Source organism: Sphaerospermopsis sp. FACHB-1194 (genome assembly GCF_014696235.1).
GTDB classification, from domain to species: Bacteria; Cyanobacteriota; Cyanobacteriia; order Cyanobacteriales; family Nostocaceae; genus Sphaerospermopsis; species Sphaerospermopsis kisseleviana.
Genome location: NZ_JACJPU010000045.1, coordinates 37,496 through 43,920, shown reverse-complemented (window position 1 = coordinate 43,920; position 6,425 = coordinate 37,496). Strand labels below are relative to the sequence as shown.

The 6,425-nt window shown below is 35.9% G+C and carries 4 protein-coding genes and 1 pseudogene; all 5 read right to left on the bottom strand.

From position 1 onward, the window contains the following. Positions 1 to 193: 193 nt before the first annotated feature. The gene (locus tag H6F45_RS21060; protein ID WP_096568019.1) at positions 194 to 940 is read right to left on the bottom strand and encodes an SIMPL domain-containing protein; all 747 of its coding nucleotides are present in this window, start codon (positions 938 to 940) and stop codon (positions 194 to 196) included. Positions 941 to 1,099: 159 nt separating this feature from the next. Beyond that, positions 1,100 to 1,867, bottom strand: coding sequence for a SprT family zinc-dependent metalloprotease (locus H6F45_RS21055; protein ID WP_190348300.1), 768 nt, complete (start codon positions 1,865 to 1,867; stop codon positions 1,100 to 1,102). Between the two features lie 571 nt (positions 1,868 to 2,438). Further along, on the bottom strand, positions 2,439 to 5,501 hold the full coding sequence (locus tag H6F45_RS21050) for an HsdR family type I site-specific deoxyribonuclease (RefSeq protein WP_190348299.1): 3,063 nt from the start codon (positions 5,499 to 5,501) through the stop codon (positions 2,439 to 2,441). A gap of 103 nt (positions 5,502 to 5,604) precedes the next feature. After that, positions 5,605 to 5,937, bottom strand: a pseudogene (locus H6F45_RS21045) (Uma2 family endonuclease); the annotation flags it as partial. Between the two features lie 67 nt (positions 5,938 to 6,004). Further along, complete coding sequence (locus H6F45_RS21040; protein WP_190348298.1) at positions 6,005 to 6,259, bottom strand: ribbon-helix-helix protein, CopG family; 255 nt, start codon at positions 6,257 to 6,259, stop codon at positions 6,005 to 6,007. Positions 6,260 to 6,425 lie beyond the last annotated feature (166 nt).

Genomic DNA, 6,425 nt, shown 5'->3' with positions numbered 1-6,425 from the left:
GGAGTCAGGAGTCAGGAGTCAGGAGTCAGGAGTCAGGAGTCAGGAGTCAGGAGTCAGGAGTCAGGAGTCAGGAGTCAGGAGTCAGGAGTCAGGAGTCAGGAGTCAGGAGTCAGGAGTCAGGAGTCAGAATAAAGATAAATATTTCCTGTTCCCTGTTAAGAGTTCCCTGTTCCCTGTTCCCTGTTCCCTGTTCCTAATAACTAATTTGCAAAGTAACAGATGCTTGTACTTCTTGTTCACCACCGACTATGGGGGTGGAAGCATCGGCGAGGTTTGCTTTAGCAATTTCAACCCGTTGTAACATTGGTGGTGGGGGCGCACTTGCCCCATTAATTTGAATACTCACTATTTCTTTTGGTTGAAAACCCAAGGTGTCAAGAACTGCATCGGCTTGTTGTTGGGCATCCTGGGTAGCTTTTTTTAATGCTTGTTTTTGGGCGTTGCTAATAGCTTCATCTGTGGCGACAAAACTAATACCATTAATTTGGGTTGCTCCGGTTTTGACTGCTTCATCTAATAATGTACCGACTTTATCGGTGGGAAAGCGAAAACTCACGGTGTTGCTGGCTGCATAACCTGTAATTCTTTGGACGTTGTTGGTATAACTATAAACTGGGTTTAGCCGCACTCCTGTGGTTTCTAATTTCTCGACATTGCGGCTTTTAAGTAAGGCGACTACGGCAGATGACTTGCGGGCGGCTTCTTTTTGTACTTCTTCGGCTGTTTTTCCTTGCACTTCTACACCTAAACTAACTTGTGATAAGGTGGTAGCAATTCTTTCTACTCCACTTCCGCTAACGGTTAAGGTGCGCCATAATTTGGCTTTTTCTTCGGCTGATGCTGGTAGGGCAAATATCATACATATTAATAAGGTGGAATAAAGAATTTTTCCCAGGTTCTTGATATGAAGGGAAGAAATTGATAAGGTATTTCTAGACATAAAATGCACACTCCTCAAAAAAATCAATCAATTATCTACTGTCAACTTTTAACAGTTAACAGTTACTAAAACATCTGGGAGATTTAACTCCTATTGATAGTTTGGCATTGTCTAAATACAAGTTTGGGTTGGTTACGTTTTTGGTAACAAATTAGTTAGTTAGTTATTGTTATTCAATTCTTTTTTATATTCTCGCCACTTTGGCATAAATTGATCCATTAAAGCTTGAAATTTAGCGTTATGGGTGCGTTCTAACAGGTGGGTAATTTCATGCACTACTACATATTCTAAACAATGAATAGGTTTTTTTGCGAGTTCTAAATTTAACCAAATGCGTTTAGCTTGTATATTGCAAGTTCCCCATTTTGTTCTCATGGTTTTTATTCCCCATTCGTTAATATTTACACCTATGATTTTTTCCCATTTAGCTATTAATGGGGGAATTTGTATTTTTAATTGTTGACGATACCAATTATTTAAGACTTTTTGCCGTTGTTCTGTATTACTTCCTGTTTTAATATATAAATCAATATATGTGTTATTTCTAATTTCTATTTGTGCATTACCAGGTTTTTCAATCACGTTTAATATATAGCTTTTACCTTGAAAGTAGTGATTTTCTCCTGATAAATATGCTATTTTTTCCGGTAGGTTGGAAAATTGATTATTAGGTTGATTATTAGGTTGATTATTAGGTTGATTATTAGATTTATTAGATTGATTATTAGATTGAAACTTAATTTGATGTTTTTTAATCCATGCTAATTTTTCAATTACAAATAATCGCAAGGATTCATCATTAATATGTAAAGGTGTGGCAATTCTTACTCTTCCATCTGGGGGATAAACTGCTAGATGTAGATTTTTAATGTCTTTTCTGACGACATCTATAGTTAATTCTCCGATAGTTATTTGATAGGTTTGCATAGTTTTTAAAGGAGTAAGGAGTCGTAGGGGCGAAGCATTCGGAAAATAACCTTGTCATCAAATTAATAATTGATCGCCCGAATGCTGAACACCTGTACAGGAATCAATAGTCATAGGGCGAAGCATTCGGAAAATAATCTTGTCGTCAAATTGAGAATTGATCGCCCGAATGCTGAACACCTGTACAGGAATCAATAGTCATAGGGCGAAGCATTCGGAAAATAACCTTGTCATCAAATTGAGAATTGATCGCCCGAATGCTGAACACCCTTACAGGAGTCGGGAGTCGTAGGGGCGAAGCATTCGGAAAATAATCTTGTCATCAAATTAATAATTTATCGCCCGAATGCTTCGCCCTTACAGGAAATAATCTTGTCGTCAAATTTATCATCAATCCCCCGAATGCTGAACACCTGTACAGGAATCAATAGTCATAGGGCGAAGCATTCGGAAAATAATCTTGTCGTCAAATTGAGAATTGATCGCCCGAATGCTTCGCCCCTACAGGAAATAATCTTGTCGTCAAATTAATAAATAATCACCAATCACCCATCACCAATCACCCATCACCTTAATATTCACTTTGCTGTTTAATTATCTCAAATATACTTTCTAAATCTTCCGGTTTGATATATTTCTTAATAGCGTTTTTAATTAACCTTTCTTTCATTTTGTTTCCCCTCCAACTATCTTGTTTACTATTCCTCACTGCTGCATCTATATCTAAAGCTAATTCTTCATTTTGATCTAAATTATCATATAATGATCTTTTAGCAGGTGTATCTAAACTCTCAGGATATTGGGATGATGTACTTGGTTGTTGAATTTGTTTAGCTAGGGCGACTATTTTTTGTAAGTATTCTTGATATGCTAGAGTTTCATCTTGACGGATCGCTATTAATTCATTTAATAAAATTGATATTTTCTCAAAGTATTTGGGGTTGGTGGGTTCTTGTTCTATGATTAACTTTCGCAGATTATTTTCTATGGTTTCTGCAACAGCAGTTTGATTATTTCTAATTCCTGGAGGTAAGCTATTTACTGCACTCACTCCATTGTTAACTATTAATTCTACTAAAGTCAAATTTTCAAAGTTGGCTAAAATTTGACTTTCTTTTGCACCAATATAACTATCTATCAGGTGACGCATATCATTTTGATAAACTTTAAAATCTATTTTATCACCGCTTGCTAGTTTAATTTCTTCTGAGACAATTTGATAATGTTTGACTTCTTGTTGAATATCAAAAATTTCTCTGGTTGTATATCCTGCGGTTTCTAGTTCGTTGGCAATATTAGCATATTTTCTGACTAGGGCAGCAACACTTTTATATAATACTAATCTTCTGGGTTCGGTGGTTTGTAAATCTTCTGGGTTTTGGGTATTGCCACAAAAATATTTAATATAATCTGGGGTATCATAAGGGTATTTTACAGGTTCACAAAGGGCTTTTACTGCTTCTCTGGCGGTTTCTAGGTCATTTTTGCCTTTTTCTAATCTATCAGTTAATAAGCCGTTTATATCATCGCTGTCATATTCACTAAATGCTGCTGATGTGTAATCATAAACTGATTTTTCTAAACTTTGAAATAGGTCTTTATAATCTATAATATAACCATATTCTTTGTCTGGTGTATGTAATCGGTTGACTCGACAAACTGCTTGAAATAAATCATGATCTCTCATGGATTTATCTATATATAAATATGTTGCTGGTGGTGCATCAAAACCAGTTAATAGTTTATTGACGACTATTAATAATTTCATCTTTTCAGGATGGTGAACAAAGTCGTTTTTTACCTCTGTTTCAAATTTGTCTGGTTTTTGTCCGTTGAGCATTTTTTGATAGATTTCATATTGATGTATTTTGTCGGTTTTTCCTTCACCTGTGGTTTCTCCTTTGATGCTTTGCAGTGAACCATCATAAGATGTAATAATGGCGCATTTGCTAAAACCTGCATTTTGGAAAATTTCATAATATTTACACGCTTCGTAAATACTTCCAGCTACTAAAATGGCGTTACCTTTACTATTTTGTAATCTGTCTTTTGTGCTAAAATCTAACATGATATCTTTGACTATGATCTCTAGTCGAGATTTGGAACTGAGGATTTTTTGCATTGTTCCCCAGCGTTTTTTGAGTTCTGCTTTTGCGGTTTCTGTTAGTTGTTTGGTTTTACTTTCAAACCATTGGTCAATTTTGCTTTGAGAGGTGATATACTGCTCTACATGACGAGCTTCATAACGTAAGTCTAAAACTACTTGATCTTCTACTGCTTCGTTAAATTTATAGGTGTGAATATAGTTACCAAAAACTTCGATGCTTTTTTGTTTGTCTTGTTTTAATAATGGTGTTCCTGTAAAACCGATAAATAAAGCATTTGGTAATATTTTTTTCATGGCTTTATGTAATTTACCGGACTGGGTGCGGTGACATTCATCGACAAATACATAAAATTCTCCCTGGGGTTGGAAGTTTTGCGGGAGGTTGCGTTTTATTTGTTTGATAAATTCTTCGTAGTCTTTTGATTCGTTGTTACTGTTATTTTTCCCGAATTTATGTATTAAGGAACAAATTAATGAGGGTGTGGTATTTTGTAATTGGGTAATGAGGTCTTGACTGCTTTGGGTGCGGTAAATGTTTTCATTGACACCTAAAAAAATACTTTCAATTTGTCCATCTAGTTCTTCGCGGTCTGTAATTATTAATACTCTGGCGTTGGGGTTATATTCTCGTATCCATTTGGTTAACCAGACCATTGTTAAGCTTTTTCCGCTGCCTTGGGTGTGCCAGATAATACCACCCTCTCGACGTTTGATATACTCTTGGGCGGCTTTTATACCTAAGTATTGATGAGAGCGACAAATTTTTTTAATACCGCTATCAAATAAGGTGAAGTCGTGGATAATTTCTAGAAAGCGGTGTTTTTCGCATAGTTGCAGCAGGTGTTGATCTAAGATGTTGGTAATATTTAGGGTGTTGGTAATTTCGCTGTGGGTGTCTTCTTTCCAGGTAAGATAATATTTTTCTGGGGTTTCAATTGTTCCATAACGTAGTCCTTGGGTGTCGTTACCTGCCATGACTAGCTGTATGGTGTTAAAGAAGGGTTTAATAAATATTGATTTTTGATTGTCTAGATTTTGGCGAATTGCTTCGGAAACGGGTACGGTGCTGCGTTTTAGTTCCAGCACTGCTAAAGCGATACCGTTAATATATAAAACTATATCTGGTCGTTTGGTGTTTTCCCCTTTGATGCTGACTTCTTCAGCGATGTAAAAGCTATTTTTTAAGGGTTCTTCCCAGTTGATCAGGTAAAGGGTTTGTGTGTTTTCCCCTGCTTCGGGTTTGATTTTGATACCGTAACGTAGGAGGGTGTATATTTCTTTGTTGATGTTGTAGAGGTTTTGGGTTTTGTCGTTGGTGTGTTTGGTTAGTTCGTGAAGTGCTTTGTTGATGAGGTCTGGTGGGTATTTTTGAATGTCTCGTAAAAATGTGGTGAGTAAGTCGGTTTCTATGTTGCTGTTGTTTGCGCGGTTGTACCAGTTTCCTATGTATTGATAACCTAGTTTTTGGGTGAGTAGTGCGATGACTCGGTTCTGGGTTGCGCGTTCTGGTTGTCCGACTTCGTTCATGGTTTTTACTGTTTATTTTTTAGTATATTATTTTTCGCGCAGAGTCGCAGAGGCGCAGAGAGGGGTTTTTGTAATAGACATAGTGCAAAAAGGTATAATTATTTTATGGCATGATATCATCTAATTTAAGTTTTAATTCTGGAAATAGTGGAGAAAAAATACTCTCTCCTAAGCGATATTTTTGTTGTTGATATACTCCATTAATTAATTGACAAATTGTTAATGTCGGTTTTTTTGGGTTGCCTATAAATTGTATTCCTCCTAATGCACGAAAGTCTACTATCCAATATTCTGGTATTTCTAAAAAGGCATATTCTTCTATTTTTTTGGCATAGTCATCTTGCCAGTTTGTACTGACAACTTCCGCAACTAATTTAATGGTTTTACCGTTACAAATTATTGGTTCTTTTTGCCAAAGTGGTTCTTGACTCAGTTGGTTTTATAAGCGGGTTCTGAACCTATAGGTTCTCCTAAGTCGATCCAGTATATATCACCTTGTTTGATTACCATTCTTTTTGTTGTATTTTCCCTTGATGATGTCTCATTTTTTCTAACATGATTTGTTCTGGTTCATCTAAACCATCTGCATAAGCTTCATTGATACTTTCTAATATTTGATGTTGTTTTTGACGGTGCAAATATTCCTCTATTGCAATAGCAAACAATTTACTGCGGGGTATTTTCATTGCTGTTGCTAATTCATTGACTTGATCATATAATGATTGTTCTATGGAAATGGCTGTTTTAATGCTGGTCATTTGGTTATACCTTTTGTATGATGTAGGGTATAACTTTATTTTACTGTGTTTTTATAATTTTGGCAATCAAGAAATTAATCAACAGATATTGTCAGGGTTTAGCATTGCTAAAACCCTACGGAAAATGTGGGTTTTCTACTATATGGGTTTCGCGCAAAGGTGCAAA